Source organism: Marivivens donghaensis (genome assembly GCF_030410045.1).
Lineage (GTDB): Bacteria > Pseudomonadota > Alphaproteobacteria > Rhodobacterales > Rhodobacteraceae > Marivivens > Marivivens donghaensis.
Genome location: NZ_JAUFRA010000001.1, coordinates 39,104 through 54,847, shown reverse-complemented (window position 1 = coordinate 54,847; position 15,744 = coordinate 39,104). Strand labels below are relative to the sequence as shown.

The 15,744-nt window shown below is 55.6% G+C and carries 15 protein-coding genes; 7 read left to right on the top strand and 8 right to left on the bottom strand.

The window, feature by feature from the left end; all coding sequences use genetic code 11:
• The first annotated feature begins 23 nt into the window (after positions 1–23).
• A complete protein-coding gene (locus QWY83_RS00275) occupies positions 24–455 on the top strand; it encodes an NUDIX hydrolase (RefSeq protein WP_249946605.1) in 432 nt (143 codons plus the stop codon).
• Here the strand turns inward: QWY83_RS00275 and QWY83_RS00270 are convergent.
• Positions 452–1,216 carry a hypothetical protein gene (locus QWY83_RS00270; protein ID WP_249946604.1) on the bottom strand — a complete coding sequence of 255 codons (765 nt, stop codon included), beginning with the start codon at positions 1,214–1,216 and terminating at the stop codon, positions 452–454. The genes QWY83_RS00275 and QWY83_RS00270 overlap by 4 nt on opposite strands.
• Before the next feature lie 126 nt (positions 1,217–1,342).
• Between QWY83_RS00270 and QWY83_RS00265 the strand changes: the two genes are divergently transcribed.
• Together QWY83_RS00265 and QWY83_RS00260 are read left to right on the top strand one after the other, a co-directional pair.
• A complete protein-coding gene (locus QWY83_RS00265; RefSeq protein WP_249946603.1) occupies positions 1,343–2,569 on the top strand; it encodes an argininosuccinate synthase in 1,227 nt (408 codons plus the stop codon).
• Between the two features lie 70 nt (positions 2,570–2,639).
• Positions 2,640–2,924, top strand: a complete 285-nt coding sequence (locus tag QWY83_RS00260; RefSeq protein ID WP_249946602.1) for an SCP2 sterol-binding domain-containing protein — start codon at positions 2,640–2,642, stop codon at positions 2,922–2,924.
• On the opposite strand, the gene QWY83_RS00255 is transcribed toward QWY83_RS00260, so the two are convergent.
• The 4 genes from QWY83_RS00255 to QWY83_RS00240 form a co-directional block, all read right to left on the bottom strand.
• Positions 2,921–3,640 (bottom strand): sulfotransferase, encoded by a 720-nt coding sequence (locus tag QWY83_RS00255; RefSeq protein WP_249946601.1) that lies wholly within the window; start codon positions 3,638–3,640, stop codon positions 2,921–2,923. The genes QWY83_RS00260 and QWY83_RS00255 overlap by 4 nt on opposite strands.
• On the bottom strand, positions 3,640–4,545 hold the full coding sequence (locus QWY83_RS00250) for a D-amino acid aminotransferase (RefSeq protein WP_249946600.1): 906 nt from the start codon (positions 4,543–4,545) through the stop codon (positions 3,640–3,642). Before QWY83_RS00250 ends, QWY83_RS00255 begins: the two co-directional genes overlap by 1 nt.
• Before the next feature lie 171 nt (positions 4,546–4,716).
• Positions 4,717–5,583: a ribokinase gene (locus QWY83_RS00245; RefSeq protein WP_249946599.1), complete on the bottom strand. Its 867-nt coding sequence runs from the start codon at positions 5,581–5,583 to the stop codon at positions 4,717–4,719.
• Between the two features lie 4 nt (positions 5,584–5,587).
• The gene (locus QWY83_RS00240) at positions 5,588–7,843 is read right to left on the bottom strand and encodes an NADP-dependent malic enzyme (RefSeq protein ID WP_067552446.1); all 2,256 of its coding nucleotides are present in this window, start codon (positions 7,841–7,843) and stop codon (positions 5,588–5,590) included.
• 125 nt (positions 7,844–7,968) lie between these two features.
• Between QWY83_RS00240 and mutS the strand changes: the two genes are divergently transcribed.
• A complete protein-coding gene (gene mutS, locus QWY83_RS00235; protein ID WP_249946598.1) occupies positions 7,969–10,587 on the top strand; it encodes a DNA mismatch repair protein MutS in 2,619 nt (872 codons plus the stop codon).
• A gap of 38 nt (positions 10,588–10,625) precedes the next feature.
• On the opposite strand, the gene QWY83_RS00230 is transcribed toward mutS, so the two are convergent.
• Together QWY83_RS00230 and hrcA are read right to left on the bottom strand one after the other, a co-directional pair.
• Complete coding sequence (locus QWY83_RS00230; RefSeq protein WP_105236181.1) at positions 10,626–11,189, bottom strand: nucleotide exchange factor GrpE; 564 nt, start codon at positions 11,187–11,189, stop codon at positions 10,626–10,628.
• Positions 11,190–11,198: 9 nt separating this feature from the next.
• Positions 11,199–12,257, bottom strand: coding sequence for a heat-inducible transcriptional repressor HrcA (gene hrcA / locus QWY83_RS00225; RefSeq protein WP_105236182.1), 1,059 nt, complete (start codon positions 12,255–12,257; stop codon positions 11,199–11,201).
• A gap of 114 nt (positions 12,258–12,371) precedes the next feature.
• Here hrcA and rph point away from each other — a divergent pair, with 114 nt between their 5' ends.
• Genes rph through hemW form a run of 3 tightly spaced genes read left to right on the top strand, consistent with a single transcriptional unit; the run spans position 12,372 to position 14,840 of the window.
• The gene (gene rph / locus QWY83_RS00220; protein WP_105236183.1) at positions 12,372–13,082 is read left to right on the top strand and encodes a ribonuclease PH; all 711 of its coding nucleotides are present in this window, start codon (positions 12,372–12,374) and stop codon (positions 13,080–13,082) included.
• Complete coding sequence (rdgB, locus tag QWY83_RS00215; protein ID WP_067552419.1) at positions 13,079–13,690, top strand: RdgB/HAM1 family non-canonical purine NTP pyrophosphatase; 612 nt, start codon at positions 13,079–13,081, stop codon at positions 13,688–13,690. Before rph ends, rdgB begins: the two co-directional genes overlap by 4 nt.
• Positions 13,683–14,840 carry a radical SAM family heme chaperone HemW gene (gene hemW / locus QWY83_RS00210; protein WP_249946597.1) on the top strand — a complete coding sequence of 386 codons (1,158 nt, stop codon included), beginning with the start codon at positions 13,683–13,685 and terminating at the stop codon, positions 14,838–14,840. The genes rdgB and hemW overlap by 8 nt, the downstream gene beginning before the upstream one ends.
• Here the strand turns inward: hemW and QWY83_RS00205 are convergent.
• Positions 14,837–15,739 (bottom strand): ParB/RepB/Spo0J family partition protein, encoded by a 903-nt coding sequence (locus QWY83_RS00205; protein ID WP_249946596.1) that lies wholly within the window; start codon positions 15,737–15,739, stop codon positions 14,837–14,839. The genes hemW and QWY83_RS00205 overlap by 4 nt on opposite strands.
• Positions 15,740–15,744 lie beyond the last annotated feature (5 nt).

Genomic DNA, 15,744 nt, shown 5'->3' with positions numbered 1-15,744 from the left:
GCGCAGGTCCAAGGGGTATTATCATGAGTATTCGATTTGGTGAGCCGATCCGGCGCGACGTGAAATACAAATTGCGCCCCGGCGCTTATGCCATTTTGCCCCTCGGTGGACGGCTTTTGCTGACCCATCAGGCAGAACCAGAGGACGAATACCAACTGCCCGGTGGTGGCATCGACGCAGGCGAAAGCCCGATTGCCGCGCTTCACCGCGAAGTGTTCGAGGAAACAGGCTGGCACATCGCAACCCCCCGTAAAATTGGGTTTTATCGCCGATTCTGCTATATGCCTGATTACGATATGTGGGCCGAAAAAATCTGCCACATCTATCTCGCGCGCCCTGTCGCACGCATCAGCGCCCCGACCGAAGCAGGTCACACGGCGCTTTGGATGGACAAAGACGCGGCCGAGGTTCTCTTATCAAACGAGGGCGACCGCGCCTTTATCGCGTCACTTTAATCGATCAACGGACGTTTTTCGATCAGGTGACCGTAAAGCGTGGTCAGAATGCTGATTCCGACCATGATGAATACCCAGTTCACGGCCACATCCAAAACAAACGCGATGATGCCCGCAAAGTTATAGACCTGACCGATGATCAAGCTGATCAAGAAGTTCAGGACAGCCAAAATCACAGATACGCCGAAAATGGTGCCAGACATCGGCTTGGTCGCAGCCATGGATTCGGACACTTTGAGCGGTTCGCGCAGTGCGGTTGCAGGGAGAACCAGACCGATACGCAGCCAAAGGTATGAGACCGCAAAACCCAATGCGACGCCGAGGAAGATCGCCACCCCCATTGAAGCCGTCACCGCTGTTAGAAAGCCGATAACAAAGGCAAAAGCAAACGCGGCCAACGCAACGAGTAACGACAGAACCAATGTCTTTCCGATGTAGGCGCCAATTGGCTGACCTTTAAACGCAGGCAACATCCCCGGATATTGTTCCAGTAAGACAAAGCGGTGCCATGCAACTGCGATCCACGCGAAGACGACCGTGAAGATGACGATCGCAAGTAGGACGAACATCAAAGCAGCGCCAGCATTAGAACTGCGACCTTGTTCCATCTGAGAAATAAAATCGAAATTCAGGCCTAACCCGAAAAAGCTGATACCGATCAGCAATAGACCGATCAGGATCGGTCCGACCGACACTTTAAGCGCTTCAGCGAGGTTGCCGAAGATCATGTTGAAAGAGTGTAAAATCAATTTCCACGCCATAACGTAGCTCCTATTTAAATATTTCGCAGAAAGAGCCACGATCACCCCCCTTCCGTCAATGGGCTTCCCTTGCTTGCGCCATGAAAAGAAGGTATCGCCCTGTCGATCTTATTAAAGGAGAGCCCGATGTCTGCACCCAAGAAAGTGGTCCTCGCCTATTCCGGCGGCCTCGACACGTCGATCATTCTGAAATGGTTGCAGACCGAATACGGCTGCGAAGTTGTTACCTTCACTGCTGACCTTGGTCAGGGCGAAGAACTGGAACCTGCACGTGCCAAGGCTGAAATGCTCGGCATTAAATCCGAAAACATCTACATCGAAGACGTTCGTGAAGAATTCGTTCGCGACTTCGTATTCCCGATGTTCCGCGCCAACGCCGTTTACGAAGGTCTCTACCTGCTCGGCACCTCGATCGCGCGTCCGCTGATCTCCAAACGTCTTGTTGAGATCGCGCACGCCACCGGTGCTGATGCTGTGGCCCACGGCGCAACAGGCAAAGGCAACGATCAGGTTCGTTTCGAACTGTCCGCATATGCTCTGGACCCGTCGATCAAAGTGATCGCACCTTGGCGCGAATGGGATCTAACCTCGCGCACCAAACTGATCGAGTTTGCTGAAAAGAACCAGATTCCGATCGCAAAAGACAAACGCGGTGAGGCACCGTTCTCTGTCGACGCGAACCTTCTGCACACTTCGTCCGAAGGTAAAGCGCTGGAAAATCCAGCCGATGCAGCGCCGGAATACGTCTACCAGCGCACCGTTTCGCCGGAAGAAGCACCCGATACGCCTGAGTTCATCGAAGTAACCTTTGAAAAAGGTGACGCAGTCGCGATCAATGGCGAGGCAATGTCGCCCGCGACGATCCTTACCGCTCTGAACGAATACGGCCGCAAGCATGGCGTTGGGCGTCTCGACTTTGTTGAGAACCGCTTTGTTGGTATGAAATCGCGCGGCATCTACGAAACTCCGGGCGGCACCATCCTGCTCGAAGCACACCGTGGTATCGAACAGATCACCCTCGATTCCGGCGCTGGCCACCTCAAAGACAGCCTAATGCCGCGTTATGCAGAGCTGATCTACAACGGCTTCTGGTTCTCGCCTGAGCGCGAAATGCTGCAAGCTGCCATCGATAAATCCCAAGAGCACGTCACTGGCACCGTTCGCCTGAAACTCTACAAGGGTTCGGTTAACACCGTGGGCCGCTGGTCGGATCACAGCCTCTATTCCGAAGCACACGTCACGTTCGAGGACGATGCTGGTGCATACGATCAGAAAGACGCTGCAGGCTTTATCCAGCTGAACGCTCTGCGCCTGAAGCTTTTGGCTGCACGCAACAACCGCGTCAAAGGCTGACGCAGCGTTTCAATTGCGCAATTGATGGCCGCTCCCTAGCCGTATCTAACGGCAGATACAGGGGGCGGCCATGTTATTTTCAGAGATCGTAGAACGGCTAACTAAAGGGCTAGACCCGAGCCGTTTGAGCGACGTTCTAAAGTTCGACTGCGGGCAAGATGGCGTCGTCACGCTCGGCCCCAATGGTGTTGGCACCGTCGATCAAGATGCCGATTGCACCATCGCAATAACGACCGAAAACCTTGCCAAGCTGCTCGCTGGAAAGCTGAACCCGATGACGGGTGTGGTGACTGGCAAACTAAAGATTTCTGGTAATCCTGCTGTCGCCATGAAACTCGGTAAGTTACTGGGCTAGCATCGTATTTTCAGTTTTTCGAGACGTTCATGATGCGGGATCGCCTGCTCGAGCAGAGCTTCATGCTCTGCCTGAACAGCGGGCAATGGACCCTCTGCGCCAGCAAATCCTGTCGAATTATGAACGGCCTCATACCAAACCTTGGCCCAGACGCCGTCAGCAGGATGCCCGCCAGTTGGCCATGACAACATCGCTGGGTCCCAATCCAGACCCAACGCATTACACAGTGCGCGCAGCATACCTTCAGGATTTTGGCGTATGTCAAAGCTATCAATCACGATGGGCTGTTTTCCATCCGCGACAAGTTGATCGAACAACTCGCTCTGTTGGGTGAACCCAATATCGGCCAAAGTCAGGTCGGCATATTTCTTCGAAAAACTCGCAATCACCCGGGCCGGATGACGCAAGAGAAACACATTCTCTACCGCAGCAATCCAATCGCGCGGAATGTGGGGCAGCATGTGTTGGCACATGTGTTTTTGATAATAATGAGGTTTCCCCTCTGGAATTGGCCCCAAAAGGTCGTCAACGACCGCCGCGGCGTTCGTTTTCTGCGAGGCGATCACCTCATCTCGCATCGGGTGATCCAATCCCGTTTTCACCAGATAGGCTGCGTAAAACGGCTCATCGACAACGGCGAAATCCTCTCGCGCCCCGAAAGAATACATCATCGCTGTCGAAAGGTTCCTTGGCCCAGACCACATCGCGATCCGCATCAGTTTGCCTCGCTTTCGATCAGTGCTTTGTAGAGGTCCCGAATGCACTGCGTCACAGGCCCCATTGTGCCCGTTCCGACCTGCCGACCATCGATTTCTGACACAGGTGTTTGCGCACCGAAAGTGCCCGTAAGGAATGCCTCATCCGCGCCGTAAGTATCGACAAGAGAATAGTTTTTCTCGAACACTGGAATGCCGTTCTGACGACAGACTTCGATCACTTTGGCCCGCGTAATCCCGTTCATGCAGTAGTCGCCCGTGCTCGTCCAAACCTCGCCCTTTCGAACGATAAAGAAGTTGCACGCGTTGGTCGTGTTCACAAACCCATGCACGTCGAGCATCAGGGCTTCGTCCGCTCCAGCCTTTTCCGCGGCAATGCATGCGAGGATGCAATTCAGTTTAGAGTGGCTGTTCAGTTTCGGATCTTGGGTCATCGGCAACCCACGGATATGCGGAACTGTGGCCAGACGGATCGGACGCGGAATGGAGGGTTTCGAATGTTCCATGATGATCGTCACCGTCGGTCCCTGACGCGACAGCGACGGATGTTGGAACGGACGACTTTTGACACCGCGCGTCACCATCAACCGCGCATGCGCATCTGTTGTCATCTCATTCGCCGCCCGCGTTTGTTCGAGCGCATCAATCACCTCGGCACGGGTCATCCCAATATTGAGGTCGATCGCCTTGGCCGCCTCGAACAGTCGATCCATGTGATCGTCTAGAAACGCCCAGCGCCCGTCATAAAGGCGAAGCCCCTCCCACACACCATCACCCAACATGAAGCCAGAATCGTAGACCGACACCAAAGCTTCGGCTTTGGGGACGATACGACCGTTTAGGTAAATGAGGATGGTTTCGTTTCGGCTGTCTTCTTCCGCTTGGTGCGTGGTCACATGAGTCATCGCATCCTCCTTTTGATCAAAAGGCTAGACGCGAGATTGGGCGTAGAAAAGCGAAAAATCGGCTTTAGCTCAGCGTGGAATTCATCGACCAAAGTTGCCGAGCGGGACGAGAGAATCCAAATGTAAACATAATACAAAAATAGACTCTAAAGCCCCTTATTAGGGTCTATTTTAAGGGCGAAATGCCTGCACTTCGGCCAGATCAGGGATCACATCGGCGGTGCCTTTGCGCGTCACCATTAGTGCGCCCGCCTTCGTCGCCTGCTGGATCGCCTGCGCCATCGGCATCCCACGATCCAACCCAGCGAGGACATATCCCGTGAACGTGTCCCCTGCCCCCGTGGTATCGACGGGTTCAACTTTGATCGCGGGGAATTCAGTTCGGGCTCCACCTTCGATCAAAACCGCGCCTTTCGATCCCATCGTGATGATGACCGACGCAACACCGAGGTCTTCGGCATCCTTGCCCAGCGCATCGCGGAGCTGCGCCATTTCAATCTCGTTCAGGATCAAGAAATCGAGGTATGGCAAAACGGCCTCAACCGCTTCCGCAGAAAACGGTGCGGAAGCATATGCCACCCGAAGCCCCATTTCGCGACCAAGGGCCAGAGCATCCGCCTGACCGTTGGTTTCGTTCTGCGTCACGATCCAATCGCCAACCTGAGCTTCGGACAATGCGCCACGGATCAGATCGTCGGGTATGGCGATGTTCGCGCCTTGATGCAGGATGATCGCATTTTCGCCCTCGGCATCAACCATGATGATGGCTTGGGCTGGATCGGCATCGACCTCTTGGATGAAACGCGTATCAACGCCGTATTCCATCAAGCGATCACGGGTCCAAAGGCTGTCGGCGGTCACCGCGCCAATATGCCGAACGTGCGATCCCGCCCGCGCTGCCGCGACGGACATATTCGCGCCCTTCCCACCCAGAAAAACCTGTCGGCTGAGTGACGCGAGAGTTTCCCCCGGGGCGGGAATATGCGGCATGGAATAAACGATGTCGGTGTTGATCGACCCTAAATTCCATACCGCCATGTCATCATCCTACGTTGCAGGCAGCCAGAACCGCCATGTTCATAATATCGTTCACTGTCGACACCGTAGAACAAATCTGGATTGGCTTGTCCACGCCAGCGAGGATCGGACCAATTACGGTCGCGCCACCCATTTCCTGCATCAACTTGACCGAGATCGAGGCCGAGTGACGTGCAGGAACAACGAGAACGTTTGCTGGACCTGTGAGACGGCTGAACGGGTAATGTTCCGCCGATTTCGGGTTCAGAGCCACGTCCACGGTCATTTCGCCTTCGTATTCGAAGTCGACGCCGCGTTTATCCAGAACTTTCGGCGCGATGTGCATCTTTTCAGCGCGTTCAGACACCGGATAACCGAAGGTCGAGAACGAAACGAACGCAACGCGCGGATCAAGCCCGAGGTCTTTGGCAACAGCAGCGCCGCGCTCGGCAATGTCGGCAAGGTCTTCTTGATCCGGCCATTCGTGAACCAGAGTATCAGCGATCAGAACGATGCGGCCTTTGTTCAGGATGGCAGAAACGCCAGCCGCACCCGATTTCGGGCTTGCGTCGAACACATGGTTGATCGCTTCGAGGACGTGTGCAGATTTACGGGTCGCACCAGTGACGAGGCCATCACCGTGACCGTGAGCCAACATCAGCGCGCCGAACACGTGGCGGTCACGGGATGCGAGACGGTTGATATCGCTGCGGTCAAAGCCTTTGCGCTGAAGGCGCTGATACAGGAACTCTTTGTACTGCTCGAGGTGCTGCGTGTTACGCGCATTGACGACTTTAACCTCGTCAATCGCATCAGACAGACCTTCTTGGGTCAGCAGATCAGCTACTTCCTGTTCGCGACCGATAACGAGTGCTTGGCCCATGCCGCTGCGCTGGTATTGAACCGCTGCACGCAGAACACGCGGATCGTCGCCCTCTGCAAAGATGATAGTCGCTTGAGCAGCACGCGCACGAGCGCTGAGGCTCTGCAGGATGCTGGCGGTCGGATCCATGCGTGACTTGAGCGACAGCTCGTATGCTTCCATGTCGACGATCGGACGACGCGCAACGCCTGTGTCCATGCCAGCTTTGGCAACGGCGGTCGGGATACGGTGGATCAAACGCGGGTCAAACGGCGTCGGGATGATGTAATCGCGGCCAAAGGTCAATTTTTTGCCGTAGGCCACAGCAACTTCGTCAGGCACATCTTCACGAGCCAGCTCAGCAAGCGCATTCGCACAGGCGATCTTCATCTCGTCGTTGATCGCACGAGCGTTCACGTCCAGTGCACCACGGAACAGATAAGGGAAGCCCAGAACGTTATTCACTTGGTTCGGATAGTCAGAACGGCCCGTCGCAACGATGGCGTCTTCACGGACAGAGTGCGCCTCTTCGGGCGTAATCTCTGGATCAGGGTTCGCCATTGCGAAAATAACGGGGTTCGGCGCCATGCTGGCAACCATCTCGGTGGTCACGGCACCTTTGGCCGAAACGCCCAAAAACACGTCAGCGCCATTCATCGCATCCGCGAGGGTGCGGGCATCCGTGGCTGCAGCATGAGCCGATTTCCACTGGTTCATACCTTCGGTGCGGCCTTTGTAGATCACGCCCTTGGTGTCGCACATGATGCAGTTGTCATGCTTTGCGCCCATCGCTTTGACCAGTTCGAGGCATGCAATCCCTGCTGCCCCTGCGCCGTTCAGAACGATCTTACAATCTTCGATCTTTTTGCCAGAGATGTGCAGCGCGTTGATCAGGCCAGCGGCACAAATAACAGCGGTCCCGTGCTGGTCGTCGTGAAAGACGGGAATATCCATCTCTTCTTTGAGGCGTTGCTCAATGATGAAGCACTCAGGCGCTTTGATATCTTCGAGGTTGATGCCGCCGAACGACGGTCCAAGCAGGCGAACAGCGCGACAGAATTCATCTGGGTCTTCGGTATCAACTTCGAGGTCGATAGAGTTTACATCTGCGAACCGTTTAAACAGGACGGACTTGCCTTCCATCACGGGCTTAGACGCCAGCGCACCGAGGTTCCCAAGGCCCAGAACAGCCGTGCCGTTCGAGATCACAGCCACAAGGTTGCCCTTGTTGGTGTAGTCATATGCCGTCTCAGGGCTGGCGGCGATTTCTTCACACGGGACTGCAACACCAGGCGAATAAGCAAGCGACAAATCCCGCTGGGTCATCATGGGTACGGTCGCTGAGACCTCCCATTTACCGGGGGTTGGTTCCATGTGGAACGTCAGTGCATCCTCGCGTGTGACCTTAGATTTGGACATTGCTTCCTCCGTTAGCACCACAACCCATTACCTTTCCTTACACTATTGCCGCAACGGGATATCTTTGCACTTTCGTCGCTAACATTGGCTGGTTAGGTATATTCCCGACCGAAAAGAGGAAAATTATGTCCAACGTTACGCCGATGATGGCGCAATATCTCGAAATCAAGGCCGCTCACCCCGGTGCATTGTTGTTCTATCGCATGGGCGATTTCTACGAGATGTTCTTTGAGGATGCCGTCGCGGCCTCAGAGGCGTTGGATATTGCGCTGACCAAACGCGGGAAGCATGACGACGAAGATATTCCCATGTGCGGCGTTCCCGTTCATGCCGCCGAAGGCTATTTGCTGACGCTAATCCGCAAAGGGTTCCGCGTTGCCGTTTGCGAACAGTTGGAAAACCCCGCCGAGGCAAAAAAGCGCGGCTACAAAGCGGTCGTCAAACGCGATGTCGTGCGACTGGTCACGCCCGGCACCCTGACCGAAGACAGCCTTTTGGATGCACGCCGCCACAACTACCTCGCCGCTTTTGCCGAAGTGCGGGATGAGGGCGCGTTGGCGTGGGTCGATATTTCAACGGGCGCGTTTCACGTGGTTCCTTGCGCGGCGGTTCGACTTGGGCCTGAACTGGCGCGTCTCACCCCGCGCGAAGTACTGCTGTCCGACGATAGCGCACACCGCGCAACGGTCGAAGAGTCAGGCGCTGCCGTGTCGGAACTCGGTAAAGCAGCATTTGATAGCACTTTGGGCGAAAAGCGCCTTTGCAGTCTCTATGATGTGGCCTCCCTCGACGCGTTCGGGGCGTTCACCCGCGCCCAAGTTTCGGCCATGGCTGCGGTCGTTGAGTATCTTGAGATTACGCAAAAAGGGAATCTGCCCCTCCTGCGTCCGCCCGTTGCCGAAGGCGAAACGGCCAATATGCAGATCGACGCTGCGACGCGTCGGTCGCTTGAATTGACCCACTCTATGGCGGGCGGTCGTGCTGGATCGCTCCTCGCTACGATTGACCGCACGGTTACGGCCGCTGGCGCCCGCTTGCTAGAGCGTCGCTTGTCCTCTCCATCACGCACAATCGACACTATTCAGGCCCGACAAGATGCGGTGAGCTATTTTGTCGAACAGACCAAACTGCGCCAATCAATCCGCGATGGGCTCCGCGGTGTGCATGACATTGACCGCGCCCTTTCCCGTCTTGCACTCGATCGAGCGGGCCCGCGGGACATGACTGCAATCCGCAATACTCTGGGTCAGGCAGAGCAGATCGCGGCCAGTTTGCCAGACAGCTTGCCCGACCATCTACAGTCAGTGACGGGCGACCTGATCGGGCATGACGACCTCTTGGACCTCTTGGATCAAGCACTGATCGCAGAACCGCCGCTACTGACCCGCGATGGTGGCTTCATCGCGCCGGGTTATGACGAGGAACTCGACGAAGCGCGCACCCTTCGGGACGAAGGCCGCAGCGTGATTGCAGCAATGCAGGCGGAGTATTCAGAGCTCTCTGGGGTTCCGAGCCTTAAGATCAAGCACAACAACGTTCTGGGCTACTTCATCGAAACCACCGCGACCCACGCGGAAAAGATGATGACGCCACCGCTGAACGAAACCTTTATCCACCGCCAAACCACCGCCAATCAGGTGCGTTTCACCACCGTTCCATTGAGCGAGATTGAAACGAAAATTCTGAACGCAGGTGGTCGTGCGCTGGAGATCGAAAAACGTCTCTATTCCAGCCTAAGAGAGGCGATTATTGCAAAGGCTGCCCCTCTTTCGGCGCTTGCTAGGGCGCTTTCCGAATTGGACGTTTCTGCAGCCCTCGCCGATCTCGCGAAGGCCGAGGATTGGACCCGCCCGGTCGTCGATTCCAGCCGCGCCTTTAACATTTCCAAAGGGCGCCACCCTGTCGTGGAACAATCGTTGAAGAAATCGGGCGACCCGTTTGTGGCGAACGATACCGACCTGTCCAAATCGAACATCTGGCTCCTCACTGGCCCGAACATGGCTGGTAAATCGACCTACCTTCGTCAGAACGCGCTGATCGCGGTGCTGGCGCAGATGGGTGCTTGGGTGCCTGCGCAGTCGGCACATATTGGTTTGGTCAGCCAGATCTTTAGCCGCGTGGGTGCATCCGATGACCTTGCCCGTGGTCGTTCGACATTCATGGTCGAGATGGTGGAAACCGCAGCGATCCTGAACCAAGCAGACGACCGTGCCTTGGTCATCTTGGACGAAATTGGACGCGGGACGGCGACATACGACGGCCTGTCTATCGCTTGGGCAACGCTAGAGCATCTGCATGACGTGAACCGTTGCCGCGCACTGTTCGCGACGCATTACCATGAAATGTGCCAGCTTGCGGACAAATTGGACGGTGTCGACAACGCGACTGTCACCGTGAAGGAATGGGATGGCGATGTGATCTTCCTCCACGAGGTCAAACGTGGCACGGCGGACCGCAGCTACGGCGTTCAGGTCGCGCGCCTCGCTGGTTTGCCTGCTGCGGTTGTGAACCGAGCCAAGGTTGTTCTGGAGGCGTTGGAAAAAGGCGAACGCGAAGGCGGGACGGCCCAGAAAGCGCTGATCGACGACCTGCCGCTCTTTGCCGCCGTTGCCCCAGCACCCACGCCCGCAAAACCGGCGCAGTCCGAAGTCGAAGACCGTCTCAAGGATATTTTCCCAGACGACCTATCGCCCAAAGAGGCGCTATCACTGCTCTACGAACTAAAAGAGCTGGCGCAAAAATAACGCCAGCTCCGAATTTTGACTGATCGTGTGTGGTCCGATTAGGACGCAGGCATCGACGACACACCGACCTGCGCAGGGCGCAGCAGACGGTCGTGGAGCATAAAGCCAAGCGCGGAAATCTGAATGATGTCACCCGCTTTCGTGCCTGGGAGCGGTGCCTCAAACATCGCCTCATGCTGCTGCGGATCGAATTTGTCGCCAACAGCCGGTTCAATCTTGGTGATGCCATGCTTTGCGAACACGTTCAGCAGTTCGCGCATGGTCAGTTCGATGCCCTCGATCAGAGCGGCTTGAGCTTCGCGCTGATCTTCAGAGATCGCATCAATCGCACGGTGCATGTTGTCGTAAACAGGCAGCAAATCGCGCGCCAGTTTCGAACCACCATAGTTTTCGGCTTCGCGACGATCACGCTCTGCACGGCGGCGCGAGTTTTCGGCATCAGCCACAGCACGCAAGAAGCGGTCTTTGAACTCATCGCGCTCTGCGGTCAGTTGGGCAACCACATCAACTTCGCCCTCGCCTTCGGCCTGATCTTCTGCACCCAGTTCAATCTCGTCAGCCTCGGCGGCAAGTTCATCAAGGCTTTTCGGTTCTTCGCTCATTTCTATTCCTCAACTTTGTCCGGACAGGACACGCCCGACCAGTTGCGCTGTATAATCTACGATTGGCACGATCCGTCCGTAATTGAGACGAGTCGGCCCAATGACGCCAACAGCGCCAATGATCTTACGGTCGGCGTTCATATATGGAGAAACCACCAAAGAGGAACCCGAAAGTGAAAAAAGCTTGTTCTCTGAGCCAATAAAAATGCGAACGCCCTCGCCTTCTTCGGCAAGTTCTAGGAATTCAGAGATATCTTGCTTGCGTTCAAGGTCATCAAACAGGCTCCGAATACGTTCGAGGTCGATGCCGCTCTCTTGATCAGCAAGCAGATTGCCTCGTCCACGCACGATCAAACGCTCGGTCGATTCGCCCTTGTTTTCCCAGACAGCGATACCGCTTTCGACCAGCTGCGCGGCAAGACTGTCAATTTCTTGACGCCTTGCGTTGATCTCGCGGGTCATGACCGTAGACAGCTCGGATAGCGTACGGCCCTCGGCAAAAGAATTGACGAAGTTCGCGGCCTCACGAAGTGAACTCGGCGTTTGACCAGCCGGCGGCGTGAACAAGCGGTTTTCCACATGGCCATCCGCAAACACAAGAACGACCAGTGCGCGATCGGGGCCGAGCGATACGAACTCAATATGCTTGATCGGGGCCTCGTGTTTCGGCGTCAGAACCAAAGATGCCCCACGGGTCACACCAGAGAGCGCAGACCCAACCCGATCCAAAAGCACATTCACATCGCCATTGGCCGCGTCCAGCGTTTGGTCGATCTTTTCACGGTCATCCCCGCTGAGAGAAACCTCAAGCAGACCATCTACAAACATCCGAAGACCCGTTTGGGTCGGAATACGACCAGCCGACACATGAGGACTACCGACGAGGCCGAGGTATTCGAGGTCCTGCATCACGTTGCGGATCGTCGCCGCGCTGACCTTTTCAGACATTTCGCGGGACAAAGTGCGCGACCCGACGGGCGCACCAGTGTCCAGATACCCCTCAACAACACGGCGAAAGACTTCGCGTGAGCGGTCATTCATTTCACTTAACAGTGGCGTATTGTTCATTTCAGCGTTTCCCTAGGGCGAGACAATTAAAACGCTGGGGATCGGCGCGTCAATCGGGCTTGGTTTTCGGACCCGTCCAGCGTATCCCACCCTCAACAGATAAAGGAGAGTTTAATGCGCCCCTCAGGTCGTCAGATAGATGAAATGCGTCCGATTTCAATCGAAGTCGGTGTCACGAAACATGCCGAAGGGTCTTGCCTGATCAAAGTGGGCGACACTCATGTCCTTTGCACTGCCACGATCGAAGACCGCGTGCCTCCGTTTATCAAAGGCTCGGGCCTTGGCTGGGTGACTGCTGAATACGGCATGCTACCGCGTTCGACGGGTTCGCGGATGCGCCGCGAGTCCACGCAAGGCAAACAAGGTGGCCGCACCGTTGAAATCCAGCGTCTGATCGGTCGCTCGCTTCGCGCTGGTGTGGACCGTGTTGCGCTGGGTGAACGCCAGATCACAATCGACTGTGACGTAATCCAAGCCGACGGCGGAACCCGGTGCGCATCGATCACGGGCGGTTGGGTCGCATTGAAACTCGCCGTGAACAAGCTGATGAAGACTGGCGACGTGATCTCTGATCCGCTGGTGAACCCTGTTGCGGCAGTGTCCTGTGGCATCTACGCGGGCCAGCCCGTTCTGGACCTCGACTACCCAGAAGACTCCGAAGCAGGCGTTGACGGCAACTTTGTCATGGCGGGCGACCGTCTGGTCGAAGTCCAGATGAGCGCTGAAGGCGCAACCTTTACCCGTGATCAAATGGCAAAGCTGATGGATCTCGCGGACAAAGGGATTGCAGAACTCGTTGCAGCCCAGCTTCAGGCCGTAAAATGACACGGCGGTTTGACGGGAAAGAACTGGTCGTTGCCACTCACAACAAAGGCAAGCTTGAGGAGATCGCCGATCTCCTCGGCCCGTTCGGGATCACGCTGACCTCTGCTGCAGATCATGGCCTATCTGAGCCTGAAGAAACCGAGTCCACCTTTGTCGGAAACGCTCGGATCAAGGCACATTACGCTGCAAAAGAGACTGGTTTGCCTGCTCTCTCTGACGATTCAGGGATCGAGATCGACGGACTAGATGGCGCACCGGGTGTCTACACCGCAGACTGGGCCGAAACGCCGAACGGCCGTGACTTCGTCATGGCGATGGAAAAAACGTGGGCCAAACTGGAAGAGGTTAACGCCCCCTTCCCACGGACCGCTCGTTTTTGCTGCACCCTCGTCCTCGCTTGGCCGGATGGTCACGATGAAGTGTTCCCCGGGATCATGTCTGGACAGATCGTTTGGCCGATGCGCGGCGACCAAGGCCACGGCTACGACCCCATTTTCCAACCCGACGGCTACGACATCACGTTTGGTGAAATGGACCGTTGGGAGAAGAACAAGATCAGCCACCGTGCGGACGCGTTCGCCAAACTGGTAAAGGGTTGCTTTGCCTGAGGATTGGGAAAACGGGGGCTTTGGGCTCTACATCCACTGGCCGTTTTGCCAGTCGAAATGCCCATATTGTGACTTCAACAGTCACGTCGTCGCGTCCATCGACCAAGATCGCTGGGCGCGAGCCTATTTGTCCGAGATCGATCGCGTCGGACAATTGACCCAAGGCCGCATCCTCAAATCAGTTTTCTTTGGCGGCGGAACACCGAGCCTTATGGATCCAGAATTGGTCCACGCCATCCTCGACAAAGTCCGCAAGACATGGCGGATGACCAACTCCTGCGAGATCACTCTAGAGGCCAATCCAACGTCCGTGGAAGCAAGCCGTTTCCACGGATACCATGATGCAGGCGTCAACCGTGTTTCAATGGGATTTCAGTCTCTAAATAACGACGATTTGCGTGCTTTGGGTCGATTGCACAGCGTCGAAGACGCCATGAAAGCCTTCGATGTCGCACGGAATGTGTTTGATCGCGTCAGTTTCGACCTTATCTACGCGCGGCAAAACCAAACGCTTGAAAATTGGCGAATTGAGCTGAAACAGGCTCTATCTTTGGCCATTGATCACCTGTCGTTGTATCAACTCACAATCGAAGACGGCACAGCATTTGGTGATCGCTACGCCGTCGGCAAACTACGTGGTCTACCCGACGACGACGCGGCTGCAGACATGTATGACGCAACCCAAGAGATCTGCGATCAAATGGGGTTCCCTGTATACGAGGTCTCAAACCACGCCCCCGAAGGCGCAGAGAGCCAACATAATCTGATCTATTGGCGCTACGGCGATTACGCCGGGATCGGCCCAGGCGCGCATGGGCGACTAACGCTCAACGGCATCAGGCATGCGACCGAAACCCATACTGCTCCCCAGATGTGGCTCAATGCAGTTGAAACTAAGGGTAGCGGTGAAACTCTATCTGAAGCGCTCACCGCCGAAGATGCAGTTACGGAGTTTCTCTTGATGGGTATGCGCCTTACTGAGGGCGTTGACCTAAATCGCCTACAGGCTTTAGGCGGAGATCGGTTCTCAAACAACATTAACCGTATGACCGAAATGGGCTTTGTCGAAACGAAAGCGGGCCGCCTGTGCGTCTCTGCAACTGGGCGGCCCGTTCTAAATGGTGTTCTGCGAGAGCTTCTGGCCGATTAACCGACCGACAAAATCCGTAGCAGATCGTCGAGTTGATCAAGGTTCGAATAGCTGATCGTCACCTTGCCAGCTTCGCTACCAACTGGATGATCGATCGATACCTTCATTTTCAGGTTCGCGCTCAATTCTTGTTCGAGTTGGGCTGTATCAGGGTCTTTTGCAGCAGCACGAACGCGATTGTTCTGGGCCACCTTTTCTTTCGCAGGATCCACTTTAACCAATTTCTCAGTATCGCGGACGGACAGCCCCTGCTGAATGATCTTTTGCGCAATAGAAGAGGCTTGATCGTTACCGACCAAAGCTCGTGCGTGACCCGCACTCAACTTACCCTCAATAACCTGCGTCTGAACATCCTGCGGCAGGTTCAGAAGACGCATCAGGTTAGCAATATGGCTACGGCTCTTACCCAGCGCTTGGCTCAGTTGTTCTTGCGTATGCCCGAAACGATCCATCAACTGTTTGTAACCTGCCGCCTCATCAATTGCGTTCAGGTCAGCGCGCTGGATGTTTTCGATGATCGCAACTTCGAGGACTTCAGTATCGGTGAAATCCCGCACAATGACAGGCAGTTCATGAAGTTTAGCGATTTGCGAGGCACGCCAACGGCGTTCCCCAGCAACAATTTCGTATTTAACCTCATCTCGCGGTGATTTGCGCACGATCAGCGGCTGAATAACGCCCTTTTCTTTGATCGACGAGGCAAGTTCATTGAGCGCGTCTTCATTGAAATAGCGGCGCGGCTGATCGGGGTTCGGTTCAATGCGTTCAATAGCGACCATAAGATCAGGGGCGCGCGGTGCTGGAGCTCCAGTGCTGCGATCAACAGGTGCGGTTACGTCCGACATGAGCGCGGAAAGACCACGGCCAAGCCCACGATTTCGGTTCGGTTTATCAGCCATCTGCC

Bases quoted from the DNA above. Each gene is read 5' to 3' on its own strand.
- QWY83_RS00275 (WP_249946605.1), top strand. From the start codon at position 24: ATGAGTATTCGATTTGGTGAGCCGATCCGGCGCGACGTGAAATACAAA.
- QWY83_RS00270 (WP_249946604.1), bottom strand. From the start codon at position 1,216: ATGGCGTGGAAATTGATTTTACACTCTTTCAACATGATCTTCGGCAAC.
- QWY83_RS00265 (WP_249946603.1), top strand. From the start codon at position 1,343: ATGTCTGCACCCAAGAAAGTGGTCCTCGCCTATTCCGGCGGCCTCGAC.
- QWY83_RS00260 (WP_249946602.1), top strand. From the start codon at position 2,640: ATGTTATTTTCAGAGATCGTAGAACGGCTAACTAAAGGGCTAGACCCG.
- QWY83_RS00255 (WP_249946601.1), bottom strand. From the start codon at position 3,640: ATGCGGATCGCGATGTGGTCTGGGCCAAGGAACCTTTCGACAGCGATG.
- QWY83_RS00250 (WP_249946600.1), bottom strand. From the start codon at position 4,545: ATGACTCATGTGACCACGCACCAAGCGGAAGAAGACAGCCGAAACGAA.
- QWY83_RS00245 (WP_249946599.1), bottom strand. From the start codon at position 5,583: ATGGCGGTATGGAATTTAGGGTCGATCAACACCGACATCGTTTATTCC.
- QWY83_RS00240 (WP_067552446.1), bottom strand. From the start codon at position 7,843: ATGTCCAAATCTAAGGTCACACGCGAGGATGCACTGACGTTCCACATG.
- mutS (WP_249946598.1), top strand. From the start codon at position 7,969: ATGTCCAACGTTACGCCGATGATGGCGCAATATCTCGAAATCAAGGCC.
- QWY83_RS00230 (WP_105236181.1), bottom strand. From the start codon at position 11,189: ATGAGCGAAGAACCGAAAAGCCTTGATGAACTTGCCGCCGAGGCTGAC.
- hrcA (WP_105236182.1), bottom strand. From the start codon at position 12,257: ATGAACAATACGCCACTGTTAAGTGAAATGAATGACCGCTCACGCGAA.
- rph (WP_105236183.1), top strand. From the start codon at position 12,372: ATGCGCCCCTCAGGTCGTCAGATAGATGAAATGCGTCCGATTTCAATC.
- rdgB (WP_067552419.1), top strand. From the start codon at position 13,079: ATGACACGGCGGTTTGACGGGAAAGAACTGGTCGTTGCCACTCACAAC.
- QWY83_RS00205 (WP_249946596.1), bottom strand. From the start codon at position 15,739: ATGGCTGATAAACCGAACCGAAATCGTGGGCTTGGCCGTGGTCTTTCC.